The sequence below is a fragment of the Arthrobacter sp. TJ-178 genome, assembly GCF_058269275.1.
On the sequence record NZ_JBZCNK010000002.1, the window covers coordinates 462,249 to 488,056 of the forward strand.

27 protein-coding genes are annotated in these 25,808 nt (G+C 64.1%); 9 read left to right on the forward strand and 18 right to left on the reverse strand.

Going from position 1 to position 25,808, the window contains the following annotated elements:
• Nucleotides 1-24: 24 nt before the first annotated feature.
• On the reverse strand, nt 25-609 hold the full coding sequence (purN, locus tag AC4D2Q_RS08375; RefSeq protein WP_490946010.1) for a phosphoribosylglycinamide formyltransferase: 585 nt from the start codon (nt 607-609) through the stop codon (nt 25-27).
• Nucleotides 610-648: 39 nt separating this feature from the next.
• Here purN and AC4D2Q_RS08380 point away from each other — a divergent pair, with 39 nt between their 5' ends.
• Nucleotides 649-1,086 (forward strand): hypothetical protein, encoded by a 438-nt coding sequence (locus tag AC4D2Q_RS08380; protein WP_490946011.1) that lies wholly within the window; start codon nt 649-651, stop codon nt 1,084-1,086.
• A 74-nt stretch (nt 1,087-1,160) separates the two neighbouring features.
• Entirely contained in the window at nt 1,161-1,628 is a 468-nt protein-coding gene (locus AC4D2Q_RS08385; RefSeq protein ID WP_490946012.1) for a signal peptidase I, read from the forward strand.
• On the opposite strand, the gene AC4D2Q_RS08390 is transcribed toward AC4D2Q_RS08385, so the two are convergent.
• On the reverse strand, nt 1,586-2,830 hold the full coding sequence (locus AC4D2Q_RS08390; protein WP_490946013.1) for a cell division protein PerM: 1,245 nt from the start codon (nt 2,828-2,830) through the stop codon (nt 1,586-1,588). The genes AC4D2Q_RS08385 and AC4D2Q_RS08390 overlap by 43 nt on opposite strands.
• A 122-nt stretch (nt 2,831-2,952) precedes the next feature.
• Nucleotides 2,953-3,705, reverse strand: a complete 753-nt coding sequence (locus AC4D2Q_RS08395) for a TSUP family transporter (protein ID WP_490946014.1) — start codon at nt 3,703-3,705, stop codon at nt 2,953-2,955.
• Between the two features lie 22 nt (nt 3,706-3,727).
• On the opposite strand from AC4D2Q_RS08395, the gene AC4D2Q_RS08400 reads away from it, so the two are divergent.
• Together AC4D2Q_RS08400 and AC4D2Q_RS08405 are read left to right on the forward strand one after the other, a co-directional pair.
• Nucleotides 3,728-4,363 (forward strand): DUF1684 domain-containing protein, encoded by a 636-nt coding sequence (locus AC4D2Q_RS08400; RefSeq protein WP_490946015.1) that lies wholly within the window; start codon nt 3,728-3,730, stop codon nt 4,361-4,363.
• Nucleotides 4,364-4,739: 376 nt separating this feature from the next.
• Complete coding sequence (locus AC4D2Q_RS08405) at nt 4,740-5,534, forward strand: MSMEG_6728 family protein (RefSeq protein ID WP_490946016.1); 795 nt, start codon at nt 4,740-4,742, stop codon at nt 5,532-5,534.
• A gap of 66 nt (nt 5,535-5,600) precedes the next feature.
• Here the strand turns inward: AC4D2Q_RS08405 and AC4D2Q_RS08410 are convergent, their stop codons facing one another.
• From AC4D2Q_RS08410 to AC4D2Q_RS08420, 3 genes are all read right to left on the reverse strand, one after another.
• A complete protein-coding gene (locus tag AC4D2Q_RS08410) occupies nt 5,601-6,296 on the reverse strand; it encodes a hypothetical protein (RefSeq protein ID WP_490946017.1) in 696 nt (231 codons plus the stop codon).
• Between the two features lie 198 nt (nt 6,297-6,494).
• A complete protein-coding gene (locus AC4D2Q_RS08415) occupies nt 6,495-7,268 on the reverse strand; it encodes a DUF6318 family protein (protein ID WP_490946018.1) in 774 nt (257 codons plus the stop codon).
• 65 nt (nt 7,269-7,333) lie between these two features.
• Nucleotides 7,334-7,981 (reverse strand): hypothetical protein, encoded by a 648-nt coding sequence (locus tag AC4D2Q_RS08420; RefSeq protein ID WP_490946019.1) that lies wholly within the window; start codon nt 7,979-7,981, stop codon nt 7,334-7,336.
• Between the two features lie 366 nt (nt 7,982-8,347).
• Here AC4D2Q_RS08420 and AC4D2Q_RS08425 point away from each other — a divergent pair, with 366 nt between their 5' ends.
• Nucleotides 8,348-9,793, forward strand: coding sequence for a stealth family protein (locus AC4D2Q_RS08425; RefSeq protein WP_490946220.1), 1,446 nt, complete (start codon nt 8,348-8,350; stop codon nt 9,791-9,793).
• Between the two features lie 87 nt (nt 9,794-9,880).
• Here the strand turns inward: AC4D2Q_RS08425 and AC4D2Q_RS08430 are convergent, their stop codons facing one another.
• On the reverse strand, nt 9,881-11,557 hold the full coding sequence (locus tag AC4D2Q_RS08430) for a catalase (RefSeq protein WP_490946221.1): 1,677 nt from the start codon (nt 11,555-11,557) through the stop codon (nt 9,881-9,883).
• 144 nt (nt 11,558-11,701) lie between these two features.
• On the opposite strand from AC4D2Q_RS08430, the gene AC4D2Q_RS08435 reads away from it, so the two are divergent.
• On the forward strand, nt 11,702-12,139 hold the full coding sequence (locus AC4D2Q_RS08435) for a pyridoxamine 5'-phosphate oxidase family protein (RefSeq protein ID WP_400927020.1): 438 nt from the start codon (nt 11,702-11,704) through the stop codon (nt 12,137-12,139).
• Between the two features lie 56 nt (nt 12,140-12,195).
• On the opposite strand, the gene AC4D2Q_RS08440 is transcribed toward AC4D2Q_RS08435, so the two are convergent.
• Complete coding sequence (locus AC4D2Q_RS08440; RefSeq protein WP_490946020.1) at nt 12,196-13,092, reverse strand: phosphodiesterase; 897 nt, start codon at nt 13,090-13,092, stop codon at nt 12,196-12,198.
• Nucleotides 13,093-13,335: 243 nt separating this feature from the next.
• Between AC4D2Q_RS08440 and AC4D2Q_RS08445 the strand changes: the two genes are divergently transcribed.
• Nucleotides 13,336-13,908 carry a hypothetical protein gene (locus AC4D2Q_RS08445; RefSeq protein WP_490946021.1) on the forward strand — a complete coding sequence of 191 codons (573 nt, stop codon included), beginning with the start codon at nt 13,336-13,338 and terminating at the stop codon, nt 13,906-13,908.
• Between the two features lie 66 nt (nt 13,909-13,974).
• On the forward strand, nt 13,975-14,961 hold the full coding sequence (locus AC4D2Q_RS08450; RefSeq protein ID WP_490946022.1) for an alpha/beta fold hydrolase: 987 nt from the start codon (nt 13,975-13,977) through the stop codon (nt 14,959-14,961).
• Here the strand turns inward: AC4D2Q_RS08450 and AC4D2Q_RS08455 are convergent.
• From AC4D2Q_RS08455 to AC4D2Q_RS08475, 5 genes are all read right to left on the reverse strand, one after another.
• Entirely contained in the window at nt 14,958-15,962 is a 1,005-nt protein-coding gene (locus tag AC4D2Q_RS08455) for a glycine betaine ABC transporter substrate-binding protein (protein ID WP_490946023.1), read from the reverse strand. The genes AC4D2Q_RS08450 and AC4D2Q_RS08455 overlap by 4 nt on opposite strands.
• Entirely contained in the window at nt 15,963-16,781 is an 819-nt protein-coding gene (locus AC4D2Q_RS08460) for an ABC transporter permease (RefSeq protein WP_490946024.1), read from the reverse strand.
• Nucleotides 16,778-17,917 (reverse strand): betaine/proline/choline family ABC transporter ATP-binding protein, encoded by a 1,140-nt coding sequence (locus tag AC4D2Q_RS08465; RefSeq protein WP_490946025.1) that lies wholly within the window; start codon nt 17,915-17,917, stop codon nt 16,778-16,780. The genes AC4D2Q_RS08460 and AC4D2Q_RS08465 overlap by 4 nt, the downstream gene beginning before the upstream one ends.
• A gap of 49 nt (nt 17,918-17,966) precedes the next feature.
• Nucleotides 17,967-18,608, reverse strand: a complete 642-nt coding sequence (locus AC4D2Q_RS08470) for an ABC transporter permease (protein ID WP_490927014.1) — start codon at nt 18,606-18,608, stop codon at nt 17,967-17,969.
• Between the two features lie 74 nt (nt 18,609-18,682).
• Complete coding sequence (locus tag AC4D2Q_RS08475) at nt 18,683-20,338, reverse strand: glycoside hydrolase family 13 protein (protein WP_490946026.1); 1,656 nt, start codon at nt 20,336-20,338, stop codon at nt 18,683-18,685.
• Nucleotides 20,339-20,429: 91 nt separating this feature from the next.
• Here AC4D2Q_RS08475 and AC4D2Q_RS08480 point away from each other — a divergent pair, with 91 nt between their 5' ends.
• Nucleotides 20,430-21,107 (forward strand): NADPH-dependent F420 reductase, encoded by a 678-nt coding sequence (locus AC4D2Q_RS08480; RefSeq protein ID WP_490946027.1) that lies wholly within the window; start codon nt 20,430-20,432, stop codon nt 21,105-21,107.
• A gap of 72 nt (nt 21,108-21,179) precedes the next feature.
• On the opposite strand, the gene AC4D2Q_RS08485 is transcribed toward AC4D2Q_RS08480, so the two are convergent.
• From AC4D2Q_RS08485 to AC4D2Q_RS08505, 5 genes are all read right to left on the reverse strand, one after another.
• Nucleotides 21,180-22,223, reverse strand: coding sequence for a zinc-binding dehydrogenase (locus AC4D2Q_RS08485; RefSeq protein WP_490927010.1), 1,044 nt, complete (start codon nt 22,221-22,223; stop codon nt 21,180-21,182).
• A gap of 135 nt (nt 22,224-22,358) precedes the next feature.
• On the reverse strand, nt 22,359-23,414 hold the full coding sequence (locus AC4D2Q_RS08490; RefSeq protein ID WP_490946028.1) for a zinc-dependent alcohol dehydrogenase family protein: 1,056 nt from the start codon (nt 23,412-23,414) through the stop codon (nt 22,359-22,361).
• Nucleotides 23,415-23,490: 76 nt separating this feature from the next.
• A complete protein-coding gene (locus AC4D2Q_RS08495; protein ID WP_490946029.1) occupies nt 23,491-23,904 on the reverse strand; it encodes a YchJ family protein in 414 nt (137 codons plus the stop codon).
• 53 nt (nt 23,905-23,957) lie between these two features.
• Entirely contained in the window at nt 23,958-24,263 is a 306-nt protein-coding gene (locus AC4D2Q_RS08500) for a hypothetical protein (RefSeq protein ID WP_490946030.1), read from the reverse strand.
• Nucleotides 24,260-25,669 carry a serine/threonine-protein kinase gene (locus AC4D2Q_RS08505; protein WP_490946031.1) on the reverse strand — a complete coding sequence of 470 codons (1,410 nt, stop codon included), beginning with the start codon at nt 25,667-25,669 and terminating at the stop codon, nt 24,260-24,262. The genes AC4D2Q_RS08500 and AC4D2Q_RS08505 overlap by 4 nt, the downstream gene beginning before the upstream one ends.
• Nucleotides 25,670-25,808: the final 139 nt, after the last annotated feature.

Here is a 25,808-nt window from a genome sequence, read left to right on the forward strand (position 1 = left end):
GCCCGGCGTGCGCGGGCGACGTGCCTAAACCTGGAGGGCGGGCAGTCCCTCGCTGCTGATTCGACGCAGGGTTTCGATCAGCAGCCGGCGTTCCTGGACCTTGATCCGCTCATGCAGGGTTTCCTCGGTATCGCCGTCAAGCACTTCGACGGCGGCCTGCGCGAGGATCGGACCGGTGTCCACGCCTGCGTCGGCAATGTGCACGGTGCAGCCGGTGACCTTCACTCCGTAGGCCAGCGCGTCGCGCACCCCGTGCGCGCCCGGGAAGGACGGCAGCAGGGCAGGGTGCGTATTCAGGTAGCGGCCCTCGAATGTCTTGATGAAGTGCTCATCAACGATGCGCATGAACCCGGAAGACAGCACGAGGTCCGGCGCATAGGATGCCACCTTGTCCGTCAGCGCCAGATTCCACTGGGACCGCACGGCGTAATCGCGGAAGTTCACCACGAAGGTGTCATAACCGGCATCGGCGGCCCGCTGCACTCCGAGGGTTCCGGGGCGGTCCGCACCGACGGCGGCAATTTCGACGTCGAGTGTTCCAGCCGCCACGGCGTCCAGCACAGCCTGAAGGTTGGATCCGGTACCGGACACGAGAACAACAATGCGCATGCGTCAACCTTAGGCTCAGCCGTCGCCTAGGGTTAAACCATGAACAACGACGGCCGCGCCCCTGACCAGACTCCTCCGCCGTTGCAGCAGGCGCCCGAAAAGCCCGCTGCCACCGACGAACAGAAGCAGAGTGCCCGCGGCTACCTGCGGATTTTCGTGGCCCTGGTCATTGCCGTGCTGCTCACATCCGGGCTCGCACTGCCCTGGAAGGTGGTGCCGCTGGTGCTGGGAGTTGCCGCCGTCGTCGTCGGCATTATGACGCTCCTGAAGGTGCTGCGCTCCAAGCTCGGTTCCGTGCCGGTCTTTGTCACGACTCTCGGCCTGGTGGCGTCCGTGATGATGGTGGTGGGCCTGGGACTGGCGGTGGCCACTTGGGACAGCACACAAAAGCTTGAAACCTGCCTGGGCAACGCGCTCACCCTGGAAGCGGAAAAGAACTGCCAGTCCGACTTCAGCAACGGCATCTTCCCTCGCTGAAAAAACTCCGGCGGACCCTCGCAAAGCTGGGGAATCTGGCCGCCGTCTGCATTCTGGTAACCCTGCTGGGCCTGTTGGCCGGGCCGGCGCTGGTGGGGCTGCGGCCGCTGACCGTTCTCAGTTCCTCCATGGAGCCCGCGCTGCACCCCGGGGACGTGGTCCTGGTGCGCGGCGTCGATCCTGCTGCCCTCCGGATAGGTGACGTGCTGACCTACCTGCCGCCGGGGAGTCCGGCGGATGCACTTCCCGTGACCCACCGGCTGACCGGTTTCACTGCCGGCACCGACGGAACGAGGGAGCTGATCCTCCGGGGCGACGCCAATTCGCTGCCGGACGCGCCGCTTCCGCTCTCAGCCCTGCAGGGCCGGGTGGTGGCCACGCTCCCCAACCTCGGGCTGTTGGACCTGCCGGCGCAGCACGGCGATTTGGCCTGGATCCGCCCGGCGCTGGCCCTGGGGATGTTTGGCTACGCCGCGCTGCTGTTTTTCCAGCACTTCCGTCAGCGGCGTTCTTCGCGCTCCAGGAAGGGCCCGACGGCGTAGCCCACCACCACGCCCACTGCCACTTCCGCGGCAATCCAGAGGCCGGTCCACAGCGGATCTGCCCCCACATCAACAAACCGGCCGATCCCCGCTGATCCTCCCGAAATGAGGACCGCGCCCGCGGCCAGGATCCCGGAGACCAGGCCCACGAACACGCCCAGCAGGAGCGTGGAAACCGGGGCGGTGAACCAGCGGGCCCTGATCTTCAGGGACAGCCACTCGTCAAAGTGGTTTTCGCCTTCGCGCAGGAACCACCAGCCGGCCAGGAATCCGGCAATCACGGGCAGGATGAGCGCAGCAATGGCGTACTCTCCCCCGCCGGCAGGGAGCGCGGCCAGCACCGGAACGGCCGGCAGCGGACCCACCGTCGTTTCCAGCGGGCTGATGAGGCTTCCGGTCCCGATGGAGAACCCGGCGCCCGAGGTCCAGCCCAGTGCCCAGCCCATAAAGTTCGGGACGAGCCCCAGTTCGACGACGGTCAGTACCGCACTGCCAACGATCCCGGCGTCGAGGTACTGGTAGACAGTGACAATTTCCGCCCAGCTCATGGCCAGGGCGACGGCAACCAGCAGGGCCGAGAAGCCCAGCGCCGCAGTCACGCCCACCGCGCCGGCGCGAACGACGGCCCATACATAGGAGCCGGCCCAGCGCGAGTGCTGGCTGGTGCGGGAAATCCAGTCCGTCAGGTCCATGCCGATCAGCCGCACCCAGGAGCCGGCTTCCCTGCGGGCCCCGACAAAGATGCCCAGTCCGGCCGAAACCAGCGGAATCAGTGCTCCCGCGGCCACCGAGATGGAGACGTCTTCATTTGCCGAGAAGTAGGCGGCCACGCCGCCGAGGATGGCGTAGGTGCCCAGCGCCCCCAGCATTGCCTGCCACAGCTGGTCCGCATACGATGCCCTGGCCAGCCGCCGCCCGGCACGCCATGACAGGAAGAACGGAATGAGCGTCAGGCCCAGGGGAAACAGGGACAGCACCCCGGACGTCGCGCCGGTCGCGAGTGTGCCGGCGGGGAAGTTCAGGGTCAGCGGCACACCGTGGATCAGGAGCCAGCCCTGTCCGCCCAACCGGGCCAGCGACGCGAAATTCCGGTCGGTAAAGCCGTCGGCAAACCAGACGCCGATCAGCGGAAGGAATATCAGCAGGGCGGATAGGACTGCAGCCTGGCCGAGTTCGACCGCGCCCTGCAGCCACAGGGGCATAGGTAGGACACCCGGAGTTTTCGGGCGGGTAAGAAGTTTCATCCCTACTATCGTCCCATCCGAGGCGCGGCGGGCCGTTCAGGAGGGGCCGTGAGTCGGCTGCGCTGCTTCGCCCGGCGCCGCTAGGCAGCCAGGTCAAAAATGCCCTTCACGAGAGCGGCGGCAGCTCCGAAAAAGGCAAGAATAACGACGGCGGCACGCGCCTGGTCATCACGGATGAAGCGCTGCAGTTTTTCGCCGGTGTAAATACCGATGATGATCATCAGGGCCACAAGCCCCCACGCCCAGGCCGCGAACGGCGGCATCTGACTCGCATCGAGGGAGAGTTTGGACGTCAGGGTCACCAGGGCAATGGTGACAAAGAACGGCTGCAGGGTGGCGGCAAACTGGCGTTGCGGCCAGCGCGCCATCAACGCGTACGCACTGACCGCCGGCCCGCCGACGCCGGCCACGGCGTTGGTCACTCCCGCAATAAATCCGGCGACGGCCTTCGGTGCATTTCCGGTCACGGTGACCGGGGTGCGCTGCATCAGCAGCGAAACGGTCAGGGCCACGAGCACGATGACGCCCACCACCACCGCCATGGGACCGGCCGGCAGGTACACCGCCGCAACCGAGGCCGGGATGCTGCCGCAGACCGCAGGAATCGCCAGCCACCGGTACATGCTCCAGTCGATGTCCTTTTTGACCCGGAACATGATCATCGCTGAAGACACCAGGCCGCACACGTTCACCATCAGAACGCCCCCGTGGGAGCCGAGCAGGATCACCAGGAACGGAGAGATAAGCAGGGCAAAACCAAGGCCGGCAATGCGCTGGGCAATGGCGCCGATGAATACTGCCACGAGTACAACGATCAAAAGTCCGGTAGTCACCCGAACACACTACGCTGAACAGATGATCTCCCCCGTCACGGTCCTGCAGACAGCAGATTGGCGCCAGCGCGTCTTCGGGCTGTATGCCCAGGTGCGTCTTACCGCCCGGGAGGTGTCGCCGTCGTACGCCCACGAACTGTGGCGGGCCGAGCGGGACCGGCTGTTTGCCGACCACCCCGCGTCGCCGCTGAAGCCGCATGCCCGGGAGCGCTTCCGCGGTTTGGAGGTGGCCGCCTACAATCCCGAGCTGCGCAGCGATGCGCTCATCGACGACGACGGCGCGGGCGAGCGGATGGACGTGCCCACCGGAACGGACGGTGTGGTTCCCTTTGTCCGGCTGGGCACCGTCACGGCCGACGGCGTGGGCCGGGTGGCCGTGTGGCGGCTGGCCTCCTATGGCGGCGGGATTTTCCTGCCCGTCCGCGATGGCCTCTCCGGCACCGACGGTGGAAGCTACGGCGGCGGCCGATACCTGCTGGACACCATCAAGGGTGCGGATCTGGGCGCCGGCGCTGCTCCGGGCAGCCTGATCCTGGATTTCAACTTCCTCTATAACCCGTCATGCGCCTACGACGAGGCGTGGGCCTGTCCGCTGCCGGGACCGGGCAATCGGACGGCCGTACCGTTGCCCGTTGGGGAAATGTACGCCGAGTACTAGCGGCGCGGCTGCACCGTGGGACGGGAGATTCTTCGTGCAGATAACGGGCCCAAACCGGGCCCCTTCCAATCCTTCGTACACATAACGGGCCCAAAACCCCCGAAAACGCGCTTTTGAGCCCCTGATATGCACGAAAGATTTCTGCAAGGCCCGAGACCTGCACGAAGGATTGACCGCACGCCTGCTGGGCGGTGACCGCTTCAATGTTCCCTTCCACTCCGGCCGATGCCCGCCAGCTGCATCGAAACAGCGGCCTTTACCGCAAGACCGCTTTCAGGAGGCGGGAAGGCGAACCTTTACCGAAGGCAGGCACGTATTCCGCGACTTCATTCTTGCCCTGCCGCTTCCGCCTGCGGACGAGTGACACACTGATTCGGTGCAAACGTTCCTTCCTTATGACAGCTTCAGCCGCAGTGCTGCCGTTCTGGACCAGGCCCGGCTCGGTAAGCAGCGGGTGGAAACGCTGCAGGTGCTCCGGGCTCTCGTCATCCCCGACTACGGCTGGCAAAGCCATCCGGCGATGAAAATGTGGATGGGATACATCCCCGCCTTAACCGCTTATGGGCTGGCCATGACCCGTGAGTGGACATCCCGCGGGCATGCTGACACAGTCTTCGAGCAGCTCGTGGAGTTTGCGCCGGAGGCCGCGGATGGCGACGTTGTGCTTCCCCCTTGGTTTGGCGACGCTGCCTTTCACGAGAGCCACCGTTCAAACCTCATCACGAAGTCTCCGGACTTTTATGCGCCGTTGTTCCCCGATACCCGCGCGGGCCTGCCCTACGTATGGCCCGAGCCAGAACATCCCGCGCTCCCCTCCGAACCCTCCGGCGATGCTCTGTGGGTCGCCCGCCCCCTGACGGACAAAACGACCGGAGAACCGGTGATCGAGCTGCCGATGCTCTCCGCGAAGGGCACTCCGATAATCGGGAAGAAGGGCCGCCAGCTGGTGCGGTTTTTGGAGGACCTGGACGACGGCGACGACGTGGTCCTGCTGGGTGCAGATCGTTCTGTACTGGATGTCGGCACTGTTGGGCCAGTGACGTTGACCAACGACACCGCGCGGCGGTCGGTCATGGTTCACGGCAGAGTTTCCCGTGACTCTTTCCAGTACCCGGCTTTGCTTCAGGATCCCCGAACCTTGTTTCGGGTGCCCCGCCCTGTTGCCCTCTAACGCACGGGGGGCTCCCTCGGCTTTAGCCGGACGAGTCAGACGCGGGACCTGTCAGAATCTCGGAAACTAACAGCCGTATCCAGCTGGATTTACGATGCAATCGTCAGCAACACTGCGGGAATCAGATTTCCAAACGCTGATACCCACAGGGGCAGACGGAACTGTTGCGCGGCCATCGATGGGCACCATCGGACCACCATTGATTGAATATTCCCCAGAGAAGTAAACAATCACGGATGCCATATAATCCCCTGTGGTTTTATACGAATGGCTAGTTGTAGTTTTTTCTCCCCATCGATCCTGGGGAAGCGGAGCCCCAGCATGAGGTGCCGGACCATAATTCACACTGTCGCCGTAGTTCCATTCATATTCTGTTGGCCTCGCGATAATGTGGATGATCTGATCAAACATAGAGAAGTCAAAGTTCTGCTCCTCCGCAGTTACGTAAAAGTTGGTCTGAACTCCTACCAGCGTGTGGGGACTGGGCTCCAGGCTTAGACGCCCGGGCACTATTGGCCTTGATTGGAATTCTGAAAGAATACTGTCACGGATCAAATCACCTACGTCTTTCGGCTTTTCTGAATATATACAGGAAGGGTCCTCCCCATGGGCAATCCATGGATCGGGCGTACCTTTTAGTCTTTTGAACCAATAAACAAGGCGCCCTTCTGGCCCTGCCTTGCATTCACGCTGATTTTGGGCGAGGCACTCTATGTCACCTGTGAGGTCATCGAAACATTTTAGTCTGAAAGTATATTCCATAGGGTCACCGGGTATTCCTGTGTCAATGGGCCCCCACTGACCAGTCCCAGGGATGTAAAAGTAGCCCTCCCCAAATACTTCCCCGTCCCCAAAGCCTCCTCCTCCGCCACCCGCATTAGCGCCATTACTTGGGACCAAGAACGATAACAGTAGGACGAGGACAAAGGTTGAAATGAAGCGCTGTCGGATCATGTGTGCCTACTTGATAATTACCGCATCATGAGCAAACCAATGCCCATCAGTAAAAGTTGCCTCTAACATGTGAACGCTATCCGAATCGAGGCCTTCGTTTGATTCATAGATAACCCCATTAGAACCTCTATATTCGAATGGACGTTGCTGAACGTGAACCAAGACTTGATATTGGTTTTTGCTCGTCAAGACGTAATTGGATTGAGTTCCAAATACTTCAAATACACCGCCCACGATCCAATCATCGTTTTCATAGCCGATGCTAAGCATCTCGTTTGCTCGAATAAGCAGGGCACAGTCAGGTCCACTCACCTGTTCAAGTGGGGTCAAATCGCCTGTCTCGAAGGCGTAGTTCATTAGGGCGTACCAATATCTGGCAAACTCTCGCAGTCCATCTGCTGACTCTTGTTTCGCAAGATCAGGCATCACAGGCAACGGAACGTTCTCTGCAGGACCCTCAGCGGATGCCGGCTTGTAAGCCGCGGAAGTAGGAGTCGGCGATGGAGTCGCGGTGGCAGTAGCAGTGGCAGTTTCACTGGGACTGGCGCTCCCGCTGGGTGAAGGACTGGAAGAACGGTTCTCGGCAGCCTCCGCATCAGAATCACCACCGGAGCCGGAACATCCGCCCAACACCAACACGGCCGCTAACCCAGCAGCGCTGAGACGGACAGAAGCGGATACAGCAGAACAGGCGCGAGTGCGGAACATCGACATACCCCCAGGACAAAAGTGGTGCGGGACTGGACGTGACGCCAACAGTACGTGGCTGCGGCACAGCATACGGAGTTATCCACAGCACGCCAGAGAAAACCGGAAACCGCTAACTTCCGCCGGAGGCTCGGCGGTTAGTCCTGGTCCCGCAACGAGGTCAGCATCCGCTTCACATCACTGAACTCGGCACTGTTCTTGTAGGCCGCAGCAGCGTCCAAATAGGACTGGCCCGCGGCAACCTCCTCTGCCGGATACCTGCCCGCGAAACGTCCGCCGCTGGATTCCGTGAAGGTGAAGAAGTCGAACAGCCCGCACTGTCCGCGGTCACCGATCTCGCTGATCACCGCGTAGGTGGCCACGGGCTCGCCCCGCTCCGCATTTGAGAAGGCGACGGAGCGGTAGACAAAGCGCTGGTCTGTGCCCTGGACCGAATCCAGTTCCGGCATCGGCTGGGAGTCATACTCCGTGTATTTCACACCCTCATCGGGATCGGCACATATGAGGTCGGCAATGAGCCCGGTGTCCAGCTGCGCAACCAGCCCTCCCCCGGCGTCGTGCACCCGGACAGAGACGCCGCCGGCGGGATCGTTGGCCAGCGGCGGAACTTCTTCCACCGTCCAGTTCCCCGGGTGGTCGAAAGCGAGCGAACCGTCCGAAGTTGTATACGACGGCCAGGCGACCGGAGCGTCCGAAGACCCGCCGGTGTCCGGAGAAACGGCACAGGATGACATACTGAACACAAGCAGCGTAGTCGCCGCCAGCGTGGTGTTACGGTAGCTCACATCGGCTCCCGGAGATGTCCTCGGTAGCACTCAATGCTACTCAGCAGCGGCGCTCCCGCCCAGAGCATCCGGTCGTTCGGGGACGCGCACGGCAATGCCCGGTCACGGTCCCGCCGATCAGCAGTACAAACCAGCAGTACATACATGTGCAGAGCCGCACGCGCCGCGCATTTATGCCGCGGCCCGACCCCGCATGAAAACTTATTGGAGGTTCCGATTACAGATACAGCAGCAGAACATGACGTGTATTTCGGCACCCCCGAACCTGATCATGAGAGCGAAGACCTCCAAACGGCGTCGCTGGCCGTCATCCAGCGGGTGGAACACCGGCCCGACGTCGCCCTGGTCAAGGGCCGCCTGACCCTGATGGACACCGGGCTAACTCCCCACCAGGCCATGGTTGAGGACCTCATGTTTGTCCGCAAGGTTCTGGAGGACGCCGGCGTAACCTATCTGCTGGTGCGGGGCAATGACCAGCGCCCGGTCATCGCCGTCGACCTGGCGCACCGGGCGCAGCTGCGCCGCGCCATGGTGGAGGCCTGCCGCGACGAGCCCTTCTATTCGCGCAGTGTGGACACGAAGAAGACGCGAACCCTGCTGATCGCCGACGGTGAGCTCTCGCCGTCCAACAAGTCCCGGATCATCCGGGTTTACCGTCCCCGCAGCGTCAGCGGCACCAACCTCACCTTCGGCCCCTCCGCCGGCGTGCAGCTGGAACTTTGGGACCTCACCGGTCCGGAGATCACCCTCCCGGTGGAGAATTCCCTGACCCGCCGCACCCTGCCGGCCAATGAAGTGGTGCGCGGCACGGTGGAAAAGCACGGATTGACCTGGCCGACCATCGAGAACATGTTCGCCGACCACGCCACGGACATCGACTTTGACGTGGACCTGGTCTTCTCCTGGGTGGACGGCAGCTCTGCCGAATACCAGGCGGCCCGCGCCGCGCGGATGAAGGACGCCGTCGTCGGCGAGGGCGATGACCATGAAGCCCGCTTCCGCCAGATCAACGAACTCAAGTACGCACTGCGCTCGGTCTACATGTTTGCCCCGTGGATCCGGCGGATCTTCATCGCCACGGACTCTGAGCGGCCGGAATGGCTGGCAGACCATCCGTCGGTGACCTTCGTGCGCGCCGAGGAACACTTCAAAGATCCCTCCGTCCTGCCGACCCACAACTCGCAGGCGGTTGAATCCCAGCTGCAGCACATTCCCGGTCTGGCCGAGCACTTCCTCTACTCCAATGACGACATGTTCTTTGGCCGCCCGGTGGGACCTGACCTGTTCTTCTCCCCCGGCGGCATCACCAAGTTCATTGAAGCCAGCACCCGGATTGGCCTGGGTGCCAATGACTCCGAGCGCAGCGGCTTCGAGAACGCGGCGCGGGTCAACAGGCGCCTGCTCTGGGAGCGGTTTGGCCGGATCACCACCAGGCACCTGGAACATACCGCCGCACCCCTGCGCAAAAGCGTCCTGCTGGAAATGGAAGAGGAGTTCCCCAACGAGTTCGCGGCCACGGCGGCAAGCACGTTCCGCGCCAAGGACAACATCTCGGTCACCAACTCGCTCTACCACTACTACGCGCTGCTCACCGGGCGTGCCGTCACGCAGGAAACCGCCAAGGTGAAGTACGTGGACACCACGTCCTACGCCGGCCTGAAAATGATGGACAAGCTGCTGGCCAAGCGGAACATGGATCTGTTCTGCCTCAATGACGGCAGCTTCCCGGAGGTTCCGGCCCAGGAACGCGCCGAGCGCGTTACTGACTTCCTCGAGAAGTTCTTCCCGATCAAGGCCCCCTGGGAGAAATAGGGGTTCCAGCAGAATCAAGCGCCGGAACGACGACGGCGGGGCGCGCCTGAGGTGGGCCCCGCCGTCGTCGTTTTCCGGCCGGGGCCTTTAGCGCGTGACCACCACGTGCTCGTTGGGAACACAATGTGTCATGGTCAGCCCCTCCACGTTCCGGGGGCCGTTGGATCCCAGGTTCTTCATCCAGTCCTTCTCGGCCTCGGACAGGGTCTGCGTGGCCAGGGGACCCAGGTCCCGGACCTCGTCCAGCCCGATGCCCAGGCCTTCGCCCACGCGCGATCCGAGTTCGTCGTCGCACATGTAGAAGTGCCACAGCATGCGCTCCTGGACCGCGCGCGCCGCTTCCCCGATATTGGCAACAAAGTTGCCCACCAGATCATCCTTCTCCCACTGCTCCATCAGCTGGTAGCGCTGGCCGGCCTGGATGTAGTCGTTGGTCCGCGGAATGCGTGCCCGGGTCAGTTTTCCGGTGAGATCCGGGCCCTGCTCCTCGTGGGCCGGTTTGGGCGCTTCAGGAACTCCGCCGGTGATGGACGGCTCGTAGTTCACGTGCGGATTCTGTCCCGGAGCCAAATCGGTGAAGTAGGACATCTGTCCGCCGCGCTGGTTGGTGGCTACCGGGGCATGCTTGGGTGAATTCACCGGAAGCTGCAGGTAGTTCGGTCCCACCCGGTAGCGCTGGGTGTCCGAGTAGCTGAAGGTGCGGCCCACCAGCATCTTGTCATCCGAGAAGTCCAGCCCGTCCACGAGCACACCGGTGCCGAAGGAAATCTGCTCGGCCTCGTTGTGGTGGTCCGTGATGTTCCGATTCAGGGTCATGGTGCCCACGTATTGGGGCTCGAAGTCCTGCTCCGGCCAGGTTTTGGTGTCATCCAGCGGATCCCAGTCCAATTCCGGATGGTCGTGGTCATCCATCATCTGCACATAGAGGTCCCACTTGGGATAGTTGCCGCTCTCAATGGCCTCGTAGAGGTCCTTCGACGCGTGGCCGAGGTCCCCGGCCTGGATGTTGGCGGCGTCCTCTTCCGTCATCGACTTCACGCCCTGCTGCGGCAACCAGTGATACTTGATCAGCTTGGTCTCACCCTGCTCGTTCACCCACTTGTAGGTGTTGACGCCGAAGCCCTGCATATGGCGGTAATCCGCCGGGATGCCGCGCGGGCTGAAGAGATTGATCAGCATGTGCATGGACTCGGGGGTCTGGGACATGAAGTCGTAGATCCGGGCCGGTTCCTGGCGGAAGGTGATGGGATCCGGCTTCAGGGAGTGGATCACGTCCGGAAACTTGATGGCATCACGGATGAAGAAGACGCCGAGGTTGTTGCCCACCAGGTCCCAGTTGCCGTCCTCGGTGTAGAACTTCACCGCGAAACCGCGCGGATCGCGGGCGGTTTCGGACGAGTCCCGGCCGCCGATCACGGTGGAAAAGCGGATGGCGAGGTCGGTTTTCTTCCCCGGCTCGGAGAACAGCCGGGCCCGGGTGTAGCGGGCAATCGGCTCGTCGCCCCACTTGCCGGAGGCCTCAAACTCACCGTAGGCCACGAAGCCGCGGGCATGGACCACGCGTTCGGGGATGCGTTCACGGTCAAAGTGGCTGATCTTCTCAAGGAAGGGGTAGTTCTCCAGCGTCGCCGGCCCGCGGGGCCCTACGGTTCGGCTGTTCTGGTTGTCGTAGACCGGGTGCCCCTGGCGGGTGGTCAGATGCCGGGCGGCGTCCTGTCCGTCGCTGTCGGCTTCTGCGGGGTTCGGATTCTCTGCGTCTGTCATCACGGTGCTCTCTTTCCGGAGTCCTAGCTGATCAGGGTGAGGATATTCCTTCGTCCACTCTTATTGTGGCCCGTGTCACTAGTCAAGCGGGGTTTGCAGGCGCAGCGCTGGCGGCATCGCCGGGTCCTTGGCAGACTGGGGCCCATGACTACCGAAGAGCGGCCGCCCGTTGTGCAACTTAGCCCCGAGCAGTGCTGGAAGTATTTGGAGAAGACGTACCACGGGCGGCTGGCGGTGAGCGTGGCCAACCGGCCGAGTATCTATCCGCTGAACTACTACGCGCACGACGGCGTCATCCTGTTCCGCACGAGCCCCGGCACCAAGTTGGCGGAGCTTACGGTGAATAACCATGTTGCGTTTGAGGCGGACGGGATCCTCAGCGACCAGGCCTGGTCTGTGGTGGTCAAGGGCACCACGCGCCACCTCGAGAAGCAAAGTGAGATTGACGCCGCCGATGAGCTTCCGCTGCGGCCGTGGGTCCGGACGTTGAAGTACCGGTACGTGGAAATCCAGCCGGAGAGTGTCGAAGGCAGATTCTTCAACCTGGGCCCGGAGCCGGAACGGTATCCCGAAGAAGCCTGAGCCGCTGCGGCGATGGCGCGCAGGCGATGGGGCGCAGTCTCAGTCCGGACCGCGCCCTACGCTGAGGTCAGCTGCTGGGCATCCACAATCCGCACGCCCGCTGCTTTCAGGCGGCGGGCGGTTTCTGCCTCGTCTACACGCTCCCCGACGGTCTTGTCCGCAGCTATGGGAACCACGGAGTGCACCACCGAATCTGCGTAGACGTGGACCATGTTGTACCCCTGCCCGGCATCCTGGCCCCGGCTGCCCGGTGTGGACAGGTCCTGTGTGTAACAGGTTGCCGAGGCCACGGACACGGGAATCCCGGCGAACGTGGCGAAGGTGGAGTAGTGCAGGTGCCCGGCAATGATGGAGCGGACGTCGGAACCCCTAAGGGCTGCTGCGAGGTCCCGCTGATGGCGCAGCTCCACGAGCACGGTCAGGTCCTGGACGCTCGGAACCGGCGGATGATGCAGGGCCACGATCGTTCCGTCCGGGGCCGGCGTCTCCAGCACGTTTCGAAGCCAGTCCAGCTGCGCCCCGCTGAGCTCGCCGTGGTGGTATCCCGGCACCGTGGAATCCAGGGTGATGATCCGCAGGCCGTTGACCATGTAAACGCGGTCAACCGGTGCCATGTCCGGAGCCTCATCCAGCAGCGCGCTCTTAAAGTGTTCGCGGTTGTCGTGGTTACCCATGGCCCAGATCAGGCGGGCTCCCATGCGCTCGGCCACGGGGGCCACAATGTCGCGGAGTTTGGCATATGCCTGCGGTTCGCCTTTGTCTGCCAGGTCTCCCGTGAAGACAATGGCCTCCGGCTTTTGCCCGGATGTTTCCAGTCTGGCGAAGAGTTCCGCCAGTCTGCCCCGGCTGTCCACCGCCCCGTACAGGGGATCCGGTCCGGCGACCAGGTGCGTGTCGCTGAGATGAAGAATGAAATGTCGCGGCCGGGGATGTTCGGCCGGGAGGAAATCCATGAAGACCTTCTAGTGTCGACGACAGCTGCTCCTGCGTTCCTTCCTTTCCATCAAAGCAGAGTTTCCGGCTGAGGGTGAACCATACGGCGCGTGTTCCGCGCTTGGCGGCACAGGTAGCTGCTTGAGGCAGTCCACGCGGCTACCATGCCCAATTCCTTTCACTCGTTGGATTGCCTGCTCTGGCGTGCTGCCCCCGGCGCCCGTAGGCTCAGGGATGTCAGTGACTTCACGGGAGGACCCCTCATGAGAATCAGCCACATTCCGCTGCGCCTAACCACCGGCGCCTACATCCTCAACTCCGGCCTGGGCAAGCGCAACTTGGACGAGGAATCCGCCGCCGGGCTGCAGCAAATGGCCGGCAACGCCTTTCCCCAGGTAATGGACCTGGACCCTGTCCGGTTCGGAAAACTGCTCAGTGCAGCGGAGATCGCCGTAGGGCTGACCCTGTTGATCCCCATCATTCCAAGCAGGCTCGCCGGTTTGGTGCTCGGCGCCTTCTCCGGCGGCATGGTGACGATGTATCTCAAGACTCCCGGGCTCACCGAGGAGGACGGCATCCGGCCCACCGCTCAGGGCACGCCGCTGGCGAAGGACATCTGGATGGCCGGCATCGCCGCCTCGCTGATCCTGGACCGGAAGAACCGGACCAAGGTTAAGGAAGTCACCAAGGTCAAGGAAGTCAGGGTGCCTGCTCCGGTCAAGGCCGGCGCGGCAGCTGCCGCCATCAAGGTGGCAAAGGACGTCAAGGGCCACAAGAGCAGCGGCAAGGATGACAAACACGGCAAGCGCGGCAAGCACGGCAAAAAGTCCCAGTAGGCATCGGCCGGAGCCGAGGCCCGGCACAGTTGCTCAAAGGGACACGCAATCAAAGGAAACAGCACAATGGCCGAGGGCGTGCCCGGGTTTACCCGGTTTGAACCGTTCGCTGTGGAAGTCAACGGCATTACGGTCACCGGGCGAATATCCCGGGACGACGACGACGACGGCGGGGGCGGCAGCGGTGATGCCGCCGGGGGCGGCGGTGAGGGAAGCGGTAATGCCGAAGCCCGGCCGCCGCTGCTTCTCTTGCACGGGCATCCGGAAACTCACCTGATGTGGCACCGGATTGCCGATGCCCTGGCTGAAGACTTCACCGTCATAGCTCCGGACCTGCGCGGCTACGGTGGCTCCTCCAAGCCTGCCGGGGAAGCGGATCACTCCACGTACAGCAAGCGCGAGATGGCAAAAGACGCAGTTTTGCTGATGGAGCATTTCGGTGCCGAACGCGGCTTCAGCAGCTTTGCGCTGTGTGCCCACGACCGCGGGGCCCGGGTGGGGCATCGGATGCTGGCCGACTACCCGGGCCTGGTGTCACAGGCAATGTTTCTGGACATTGCTCCCACAGTGGACATGTACGCAGCAACGGACCGGGACTTTGCTGAGGCCTATTTCCACTGGTTTTTCCTGATCCAGCCGGAGCCGCTGCCCGAAGCCCTGATCGAAGCCAATCCGCGGGCCTACGTGGAAAACATCATCGGCAGCCGCTACGCCGGGCTGGGTCCGTTTCCTGCCGAGGTGCTGCATGCCTACGTTTCCGCGCTGTCCTCCCCGGGGGCTGTGCACGCCATGTGTGAGGATTACCGGGCCGCGGACACCATCGATCTGGAACATGATTCCGCGGACCGCGATGCCGGTCTCACGCCGGAGGTGCCGTTGCGGGTCCTGTGGGGGCGGCACGGAGTCATCGAGGCGCAGTTTGATCCGCTGGCGCTCTGGGAAAAGGCAGTCCCGGGAGTTACCGGCCGAGCCGTGGATGCCGGGCATTACCTGCCCGAGGAAGCTCCGGAGGACGTCCTGGCGGAAATCCGCGGTTTCTTCCACCGGGCCTAGTCCGCCGGGCTGACGAGCCCCTCGGACACCATCCAGTCGTAGGCCACCTGCTCCGGTTCCTCGCCCTGTACGTCCACTTTCAGGTTGAGCGACCGCATGGTTTCATCGTTGAGTTTGTCGGCCACCTGCTCAAGGACAGCTTCCAGTTCCGGGTACTTCTGCAGTGTTTCGGTGTAGATCACCGGGGCGGCGTTGTAGGCCGGAAAGTAGTTCAGGTCATCCTCCAGGACGAGCAGGTCCAGAGCCGCGATCCGGCCGTCGGTGGCGAAGACTTCGCCCACGGTGCACTGTCCCTGGTCCACCGCGCCGTAGATGGCACCGGTGTCATAGATGCCCACGTTCTGCTCCGGAACCACACTGCCCCGGGGCAGCCCGTACAGCTCAAGCAGCGGATTGAACCCATCCTGCCTTGAGTTGAATTCTGCGTCCACGCAGAAGGTCAGCTCTTCCGGCGGAAGCTTCGACAGGTCTGAGATGCTGGTGATGCCCAGCTCCTCGGCCCGTTGCCGGCTCATCGCCAGCGCATAGGTGTTGTTCAGTTCCGCCGGAGCTCCCCAGGTCAGGCCATTGGCAAGGTCTGCATCATGCACCGCCTGCCACTGTTCCTGCTGATCCGGGATACCGAGTTCGTTGCCCAGATAGGTCAGCCAGGCGGTGCCGGTGTATTCCCACATCACGTCCGCCTGGCCGCTGCGCAGCAGTTCGCGGGCAGGAAGGCTGCCCGGCACGTTACTCAAGTCCGTAACCTCAAACCCTGCGGCCTTCGAAGCCAGCACTGACATCTTGCCGAGGATGAGCTGCTCTGTGAAGTTCTTGGACGTTACCGTCACGGCTGCACCGTCCGGCAGCCCTTCAATGGGCTTAATGCTGCCCGGGGACACCGGCGGGACGTAGGAGCCGGCCGGCTGCAGTCCGCATCCGGCCAGCAGCAGGACGGCGGCAAGCAGTGCCGTCAGCGCGGCAGCGGCCCGGGCTCGCAGCATCTGGTTCGCGTCTCTCATTCAGAGCCCCTTCGGGCGGGCAAGATACTCCACGGCCCGTCCCAGCCAGTCCACCGTCAGCGCCAGCAGAGCCACCATGACGGCACCGCTGATGAGCACCCGGGGAAGATTCAGGTTCACGCCGGTGGTGATCAGCACGCCCAGTCCGCCGCCGTTGATAAAGGTGGCCAGGGCGGCCGTTCCCACCAAAAGCACGAGGGCCGTGCGGATTCCAGCCAGCATCAGCGGCACGGCCAGGGGAAGCTCCACCCGAAACAGCACCCGCGCGGCGCTCATGCCCATCCCGCGGCCGGCCTCCACCAGCCGCGGGTCCACGTTGTCCAGTCCCACCATCGTGTTGCGCAGCACGGGCAGCAGGGCGTAAAGAACCAGAGACACCACCGCGGTCCGGAAACCAAAGCCCAGCCAGAAGGCCAGCAGCACCACCAGTCCAATGGCCGGTGCCGCCTGGCCGATGTTGACCACGGCCAGCACCGGACCGGTCAGGAACCGCAGGGGCCGGCGCGTCAGCAGCACGCCCAGCGGGAGGGCCACCACAAGCACGATGACAGCTGCCAAAACCGTCAGCCGCAGGTGTTCCAGCGTGTAGGCCCAGAGGGTCGCCGGATCCAAAGTCGTCAGTTCGGTTTGCGTCAGTTCTGCAGCTGATAGCCAAAACAGCAGGATCCCCACCGCGGCGGCAATCCCGGCCAGCTGCCAGACAAGGCCCCGGGCTGAACTTTCCCGCACTTCGGAAACGGCTTCCGTTTCAGCCAACGGGTGTTCGCTCGCGGGATCCGGTGCTCCCGGCATTCCCCGTGCGCCCGCCACGCTGCTCATGGCCGGCCTGCTTCGCTGCTCATTCCGCTTTCCTGCTCGCGGTTGATTCCCAGCCGCCGCGTCCGCACGGCCTGCAGGATCAAGGGTGCGTCGATCCTTCCCGCCAGGCGCCCTTCATTGTCCGTGACCAGCACGGCACCCCGGTCCGATATCAGGACGGTGTTCAGGGCTTCGGCGAGGGTGTCATCGTGCGCAACGACCGCCAGCTGCGGACTCCGCTCCGCGGGCAGCCGGCTGAGCCCATCCAGCTCAGCAACGGACAGCCAGGCCAGCGGCCTCCCGGCGCCGTCGACCACTGCCGCAGCGTCCTGCCCGGCGGACAGCGTCCGCGCCAGCAGGTTCCGCGGGGTCTCACCGGTGGTGCCGCTGACTACGGGCAGGGCCGGAACATCGTTGACGCGGGCCAGGCTGAGTTGTTTGAGGCCCGCTCCGGAACCGATGAACTGCCGCACAAAGTCATTGGCCGGATGAGTAAGGATGCGCTCCGGGGTGTCATATTGGACGAGGTGGCCGCCCTCGGCGAATACGGCGATCCGGTCCCCGAGCTTCACGGCCTCGTCGAAGTCATGGGTCACAAAGACCACCGTCTTGTGCAGGTTCGCGTGGATGCTGAGCAGCTCGTCCTGCAGCCGTTCCCGGACAATCGGATCCACGGCGCCAAACGGTTCATCCATCAGCAGTACGGGCGGATCGGCCGCCAGTGCGCGCGCCACTCCCACGCGCTGCTGCTGGCCGCCGGAGAGTTCCTTGGGATAGCGGTCGCGGTACCGCGCCGGATCCAGCGAGACCAGCTCCAGCAGTTCATCGATCCGCTGGGCCGTGCGGGCCTTGTCCCAGCCGAGCATGGAGGGCACGACGGCGATATTCGCTGCCACGGTCATGTGCGGAAAGAGCCCGCCGGCCTGAATGACATACCCGATGCCGCGGCGCAGCTGGTCGGCATCAACTCCAGTGATGTCGTCCCCGCCCAGCAGGATCTGGCCCGACGTCGGCTCGATGAGCCGGTTGATCATTTTCAGTGTGGTGGTCTTTCCGCAGCCGGAGGGACCCACCAGCATGACCATGTCACCGGCCGGAATCTCCATGCTCAGGCTGTCCACGGCCGGGCGGTCCTGGCCGGGAAATTGTTTCGTCACGTCCCGGAGCAGGATTCCTGCGGCGTGCGGAGCGGAGGAAAATGGCGTTTCAGACACGGATGCCTCTCGGTATGCTCAGGCGGCCGACGACGATCAGCAGCAGGTCCAGGATGATCGCCAGCAGCACCACGCCCACCACGCCGGTCAGCACGGACTCTAGGGAGTTGGCTCCGCCCAGACGGGACAGCCCGGAGAAAATATAACCGCCCAGGCCCGGTCCAAGGGCGTAGGCGGCCACCGCGGCTATCCCCATGACCATCTGCCCGGAAACCCGGATTCCGGTCAGGATCACCGGCCAGGCCAGGGGCAGTTCTATCCGGAAGAAGATGCGGATTCTTCCCATGCCCAGGCCACGGGCAGCTTCCACGGTGCTGCCCGGTACCCCGGTCAGGCCGACGACGGCGTTGCGGAGAATGGGCAGCAGGGCATAAAAGCCGACGACGACGACGGCCGGAAGGACTCCGAAGCCCAGCGGCGCAATGAGCAGGCCGATCAGGGCGAAGGACGGAATGGTCAGTCCCACCGCGCTGATGCTGTCCACTGCTGACCGCAGCCAGGGCTGCCGATAGGTCAGCGCAGCTATCAGTACCGCCAGGACGGCTGCGACCACCAGGCACTGCAGGACCAGGCTGAAGTGCTGCCAGCTGGAAAACAGGATGTCGTTGAAACGCTGCGCGATGAAGTCATTCACACCAAACCCACTTCATATGTTGGGTGGCCCGCTGTCCTTCCAGCCTAAACCGGCCCTCCGCAGATGGGCAGGGCTTAGGGCACCAGCAGCCAGGCGGACACGTCGGTTCCCAGTACGGTGCTGACACCCGGTTCACTGGCCAGCAGAAGTTCCCCGGCCGGCAGGGGCAGTTCATCGGTTCCGAAATTCAGCAGGCACAGGAGCCGTCCGCGGCGGAAGGCGAGGATCTTCTCGCCGAGGTCCTGCCAGATGATCTGCGGCCCCGGCGAGAGCGCCAGCATCTTGCGGCGGGCGGCGGCCGCCTGCCGATACAGCGTGAGGAAGGACCCGGCGTCGTGCTCCTGCTCCGAGGCGGCATATTTGCTCCAGTCCCGGGGCTGCGGGAGCCAGGGGGCGCCGTCGGTGAAGCCCAGCCCCGGTGCCGCGGCGTCCCAGGGAATCGGCACGCGGCAGCCGTCCCTGCCCTTCTCCGTTCCCCCGGTACGTTCAAAGATCGGATCGCGCAGGGAGGCCGCGGGCAGATCCGGAACTTCCGGCAGCCCGAGTTCCTCACCCTGGTACAGATAGGCCGCCCCCGGCAGTGACAGGGTCAGCAGCAGGGATGCCCGGGCACGGCGCCGGCCCGCGGCGTCGTCGGGCACCGGGTCCGTGCCGCCGGTTGCCAGCCAGCGGAGCAGGTCGGTTCCCGCGGGCAGTCCGTAGCGGGTGCGGTGGCGGACGACGTCGTGGTTGGAAAGGACCCAGGAGGTGGCCGCATCCACCTTCGCGACACCGGCGAGCGCTGCGTCGATGACCGTGCGGAACGCGTCCCGGTTCCAGGGGCTGCGCAGATAAAAGAAGTTGAAGGCCTGGTCCAGTTCATCCCGGCGGACGTACAACGGCAGGCGTTCCAGGCTCACCCCGGCTTCGGCCACGGCCAGGCGCGGCGGATCGTACTCATCCAGGATTTTCCGCCACTGCCGGTAGATGCCGTGCACTTCGTCCCGGTCCCAGAAGGGGTGGTTATCCCCCTCCGGAGGGGAGAGCAGTGGCGCGGAGTCCGACCCGTTGGTGTTGCGCAGCGGCAAGGACAGATCCTTGATCAGCCCGTGCGCCACATCAATCCGGAAGCCGTCGACCCCCAGGTCGGACCAGAAGCGCAGGGTCTTTTCGAAGTCGGCCCGGACTTCGGGATGATGCCAGTTAAAGTCCGGCTGTTCCCGGGAAAAGATGTGCATGTACCACTGCCCGTCCGGCACCTGCTCCCAGGCCGGGCCGCCGAATTTGGACTGCCAGTCCGACGGCGGCAGCTCGCCGTTCTCCCCGCCACCGTTGCGGAAGATGAACTTTTCCCGTTCCGGAGAGCCGGATCCCGCGGCCAGTGCTGCCTGAAAGTCCGGATGCTGGTCGGAGCAGTGGTTGGGCACAATGTCCACGATCATCCGGATGTTCCGCTCATGCGCGGCGTCCAGCAGCTCCCTGAAGTCCGCCAGGGTGCCGTACATCGGGTCCACGTCCCGGTAGTCGCTGACGTCGTAGCCGCCGTCGGCCTGCGGCGAGGGGAAGAAAGGTGTCAGCCACAGGGCGTCAATACCCAGTCCGGAGAGGTGGTCCAGTTTTGCCCTCACCCCCGGCAGGTCTCCGATCCCGTCGCCGTTGGAGTCCGCGAAGCTGCGCACGTACACCTGGTAGATCAGCGCGTCCCGCCACCATGGCGTCTCGTCGGGCCGGGTGCTGAAGAGTTTCTGCACGGACTGGTTACCCCTTTTTCCTCGTGCTGGTCGGACCCTGTGTTGGCCGCTTCTCCGGAATATTCTGCCCGCTGCGCGGTTGTAAGTGACCATGAGCACATTAGAGAGCGCCCCATCGGTTCGGTCCATTGGCTTCATCGGCAGCGGGAACATCGGGTCCCAGCTGGCGCGCCTCGCGGTTAAGCAGGGCTTTGATGTCATTCTCAGCAACTCGCGGGGTCCCGAAACCCTGCAGGCACTCATCATGGAACTCGGGGACCACGCCCGCGCCGCCACCCCGGCGGAGGCGGCGGAGGCCGGGGACGTCGTCGTCGTCTCCATCCCGCTGAAGAACTACCGTGACGTCCCGGACCGGCCCCTCGCGGGAAAGACGGTCATTGACACGATGAATTACTACCCGCAGCGGGACGGAAACATTGCCGAGCTGGACGACGAGTCCACCACCACCAGTGAACTGCTTCAGAAGCACCTTCCGGACTCACATGTGGTGAAGGCGTTCAACAACATCATGGCCGACCATCTGACCACGCAGGGCTCCCCCGCCGGCACGGCCAACCGCCGTGCGCTGCCCATTGCGGGCGACGACGCAGCGGCCAAGGAGACGGTGGCCTCGCTCATCAACGAGTTCGGATTCGACGTGGTGGACGCCGGCCCGCTGTCCGAGGGCTGGCGCTGGCAGCGCGACACCCCGGCCTACGTCACGGCGCTGGACGCCAAGGGAATGGAAGAGGCCCTGGCCGGCGCAGTGCGGTACGCGGATATGCCCTGATTCGAAACCGGGCAGCCTAAGCAGCAGAACCCTCCCGCTGAATCAGCGGGAGGGTTCTGCGCCCTTCAAAAGCTACGGGATCAGCACGAGGCGGATCGGGTTGCCTTCCTTGGCATCAAGGGATTTGACGGCCCGCTCGGCTTCGGCCAGCGGAATGCGCGCACTCACAGACTTGGCGAAGTCCAGGCGGCCCATACGGGTGAGGTTCACCAGCTGCGGCACGTGGTGCGCCTCGGAGCCGTAGTGGCCGCGGATCTGCTTGCGGGCATAGGAGAAACCGGTGCTGTCGCTGATGGTCATCGGCTTGCCGGACAGGCCCACCAGCACCAGGCGGCCGCGCAGGCCCAGGGAGTTGATGGCCTGGGTGCGGACGGCGTCCACACCGGCGAAGTCCAGTGCGACGTCGAGTCCCCGGCCGCCGGTGGCGGCCTTCATGGACTCCGCGAAGTCCTCGGCCATCGGATCCAGGGCAATGTCGGCGCCGAATTCGAGCGCCCGTTCCCGGGCTTCGGGGAGGGGATCAACGGCGATGATGGGCGCAGCACCGATCAGGCGCAGCAACTGGACGCCGTGTGCGCCCAGGCCGCCGATGCCCCATACGCCGACTGCTTCGCCGGCGCGGACATCGCCGGTGGAGGCAATGGCACCCCACGGGGTGGACACGGCGTCGGGAATGATGGAGGCCTGGTCGAAGGGAATGTCCTCCCCCAGCGGAACCAGCACGCCTGCCGGGACCACCAGGTACTCGGCCCAGCCGCCGTCGTAATCCACGCCCATGGTGAGCGTGACCCCGTTGTATTCATAGCCGGCCTGGACCACGACGCGGTCACCGGGAGCCACGGAGGTGACGCCCGCACCGGGGAGGTCCACGGTGCCTGCGACTTCGTGGCCGAGGGTGACCTCGCTGCCCTTGAGGAACTGGGGACGCAGCAGTCCCTGGATCAGGTGGACATCGGACAGGCAAACCCCTGCCGCACCGACCTTGATCCGGACGAATCCCGGGCCTGGCTCAGGGATGGGAACTTCCTTCATGGCGAAAGTTCCGGTTTCAACATTGAGACGTCCGGCGATCATGGTGCCGCTGGACGTGCCGTTGGACGGGGTGCTGTTAGACATTGACAACCTCTTTAGCGTTGAACTGCGGGAGCAGACGCGGCCGCGGTTTCATTATCTGCCCGCGCAGCACATGCACGAAAATCGGGACGGGCGGCAACCTGTCCGGTTTCCGCCCGCCCCGTTGCCGTGCCCGTTCTAGGCCTGCAGGATCACCTTCAGCGCGTTCGTCTCAGCTGCGCGGGAGAACGTGTCATAGGCCTGGATGATGTCGTGCAGCGGATAGCGGTGACTGATGAATTCCTCCGCCGGAAGCTTTCCCTCTGCCACGAGTTTCAGCAGCATGGGCAGGGTGTTGGTGTTCACCAGCCCCATGCTGATGTCAATGTTCTCGATCCACAGCCGGTCCAGCTCCAGACTGACAGGTTTCCCGTGCACACCTACGTTCGCTACGTTGCCGCCGGGGCGGACTATGTTGGTGCACATTTCGAAGGTTGCGGGGATGCCCACCGCTTCCACGGCCACGTCCACTCCCCAGCCGTCGGTCTGAGCCATGATCTGCTCGCGCCAATCAGCGTCCCCGGAATTCACCCCGTGCGTGGCGCCGAACTTCCGAGCCTGCTCCACCCGGTTTGCGTCCAGGTCCACCGCAATGATCTTTGCCGCCCCGTAGAGCTTTGCCGTGGCAATAACCGCCAGCCCCACCGGACCGGCGCCGACGACGGCCACCACGTCCCCGGGTTTTGTTTGTCCGTACTGCACCCCCATCTCAAACCCGGTGGGGAAAATGTCGCTCAGCAGCACACCGTGCTCGTCGGAAACGCTCTCCGGCAGGAGATACAGGGAAGTATCCGCATAGGGTGCCCGCACATATTCCGCCTGCGTGCCGTCGATCAGGTGGCCAAAGATCCAGCCGATGCCCGCGCTGCCTTCCTCGCCCAGACAGTGGGAGTACAGCCCGTCGCGGCAGAAGATGCAGGATCCGTCCGCAGATACGCAGGACAGGATGACCTTATCCCCCACTTTGAAGTTGCTGACGCCGCTGCCGATTTCGGTAATGGTGCCAACGCCTTCATGCCCGAGGATCCGGCCGGGGGTTACGGCCGGGACATCACCCTTGAGGATGTGCAGGTCCGTGCCGCAGATGGTGGTGGAATCGATTTTTACGATGGCGTCCCGCGGCTCCTGGATAGTCGGATCCGGAACGTCCTTCCATGCTTTTTGTCCGGGGCCTTCATACACGAGTGCTTTCATGGTGTCCTCGCCTGCTCAGACTGATAGGTCCCCTTCAGCCTAGAAGCGGAGGCGGAAGCTGCGGAAGGGCCCCCGCCTATTCACCGTCCACATAGAGCCAGACTCCGCCGACGCGGACAAACCGGCTGGTCTCCTCCTGGACACCGCGCCCTGCTCCGTCCCGGAAGTGCGCCCTGAAGCGTACTACTCCCGTCTCGTCCAGCGGACCCCCGGCGGACGTTTCCACGATGTCCAGTCGGCGCCACTGCAATCCAGCGTCCAGATCGAGGGTTGAAGGGCGGGTGGAGGGATGCCAGGTTTTCAGCAGATAAGCCTTGTCGCCGACGGCGAACGCCGAATACCGGGAGCGCATCAGTGCCTCGGCAGTGGGAGCGTTCCGGATTCCGGAATGGTACTTGCCGCAGCAGGCGGAGTACGTTTCACCGCTCAGGCAGGGGCAGCGCTCATCAGGTGCAGGAACGGAGGGCAGGGCGTCGGGGACTGAAGTCATAAGGCAATTATTCCCGGTCCTCCCTGCGGCGGGGGTGCCGGCGCCGGACGCGGTTATTTCTGCAGGCCGAGTTCCATCCGCAGGTCCTGGCGCACTGCTTCGATGGCCGCGCTGATCCGTTCCTGCCGGCGCTCGGATACTTCCCCGTCCTTGGCTGCCGTTTCCAAGCGGGTCGCCAAGCCGTCCAGGTCTTCCAGCGCTGCTTCGTAGTTTCCTGCTGCGGCGGCCTCGGCCACCTCGGCAACCTGGCCCTGCAGCTCCCGGGCGGCGCCGGAATCGATCCCCGGAACTTCACACCCGGACAACGCGCCGGCTGCCAGCAGGGCCGCCGCCGCCGGAATCAGGCGCAGGCGCCTCACGGAGTGACACTTTCCTGCAGTTCGCGCAGGTGCTCACCGAGTTGTCCGGGAACGGCCGGATAGCCCTGGTTCTGCGGAAAGATCCCCATCCTGTCGGCAACAACCATGATGGTCATGGCCAGGACTGCCACGGCGACCAGGCCGAGCAGCGTTCGTCCGGCCAGGGCGAGGTTTGACGGCCGTCTGGGAATGGCCAGCGATGCCGCCCGGGCAGCTGCGGTCTGCAGTCTCCCGGGTCCGATCTTGGGCGGCATCTGCGGCGGAACGAGGACCACAGGTCCGGAGGGCGGCTTCACTTCCACCGGTTCCGGCTCCGGCTGCGGCTGCGGCTCCGGAGCGATCTCTGCTGCCGGCTCGTGGACAATCGGATCTTCCGGGACCTCCGCCCCGCTGTCCACGGTTGCCGGCCCGCCGTCGTCGGGCCCGCCGGTCTCAGCACCCGTGGCCTCCCTGGTGTCTTCCCCAGTGGCTTCCCCCATATCCTCCCGCGTGCCTTCTTCCCGCACACGGGCAGGAGACTGCACCGGCGCCGTCACATCCAGGGAAGACCAGCGGTACTCGAGCAGCCCGGCGGAGACTTCCGCCGCCGTGGGCCGCTGATCGGGATCGCGGGCGGTCATTGCCGTCAGCAGGGAACACCAGTGGTGTCCCAGCGCTTCGGGCACATCGGGGCTGCGGCTGAGCCGGGCAAGCGCCGCTTCCACCGCGCTGCCCCCGTATTCAATGTGCCCGGTTACGGCTTCCAGGAGCACCAGGCCAAGGGAGTAGATATCGCTGGAGAAACCCACCTCCTGGCCGCTGGCCTGCTCCGGGCTCAGATAGTTGGCAGTGCCCAGCGTCGCATTTGCCGCTGTCATCCTGTCACCGTCCAGCATCCGGGCGATGCCGAAGTCGGTCAGCTTGGCCCGCGGCAGCGTGCCGGCGATGATCGGTGGAAGAAGGATGTTGGCGGGCTTTACATCGCGGTGGATGACGCCGCGGCCGTGGATATAGGCCAGCGCACCCGCGAGTTCAGCCCCAATGTAGGCGACGTCGGCGGGGCTGAGCGGATCCTCCTCGCGCAGGCGTTTGCGCAGGTCCGGCCCCTCCACCAGTTCCATCACCAGAAAGGCACGGGGTTCGCCGGCTTCGCCGTCGTCCCGGCCGGCGTCGTCCTTGCCGGCGTCAAACAGTGTTACCAGGCCCGGATGGGAAAGAGACGCCAGTAAACGCATTTCTGTTTCCTGACGGCCGACGTCGTCTGGGGCGACGGCGCTGGCCCGGAAGAGTTTCACGGCAATGTCGCGGCCGAGAGCCTCGTCCTGTCCACGATAGACGGTGGCCATGCCACCGTGGCCTATGGGTTCATTGAGTCGGTAACGCCCTGAAATGAGCCTGTGAGGCCCCTCTGACGCGAAACTTTCCATGCTGCAACCTCTTCTCGCCTTTCAAGCGTAGCCGAGGGGGGAACATGGCGTAGATGGCACGGAACGAGTTTTTTTACCCCCTACGGAGCACCTCCCGTAAGCGTTCCCTTTGCGCTAAACTGCCCTGCCGCGATGGAGC